We start from the raw sequence: 303 nt of genomic DNA on the forward strand, positions 1-303 counted from the left end.
CGAGCGACGCCCCGATCGCCCAGGACGACGTGGCGACGACGGCCGAAGACACGCCGGTGATCATCGACGTGCTGGGCAACGACAGCGATCCGGACGGCGACACGCTGACGATCACCGAAGTGGGGGGGCAGCCGATCAGCGTGGGCAACCCGGTGACGATTCCGGAAGGCTCGGTTGCGCTGAACCCGGACGGTACGCTGACCTTCACGCCGAACCCGAATTTCAATGGCCCGGTCTCGTTCGACTACACGGTCACCGACGGCACGACGCCGGTGACGGCGACGGTGGATGTGACCGTGACCG

1 protein-coding gene is annotated in these 303 nt (G+C 67.0%); it reads left to right on the forward strand.

Annotated elements, in window-relative coordinates; all coding sequences use genetic code 11:
* A partial coding sequence (locus tag GQB03_RS22765; RefSeq protein ID WP_200832439.1) for an Ig-like domain-containing protein occupies window positions 1–303 on the forward strand: 303 nt, incomplete at both ends.

The sequence above is a fragment of the Cognatazoarcus halotolerans genome (assembly GCF_009800965.1).
Classification (GTDB): domain Bacteria; phylum Pseudomonadota; class Gammaproteobacteria; order Burkholderiales; family Rhodocyclaceae; genus Cognatazoarcus; species Cognatazoarcus halotolerans.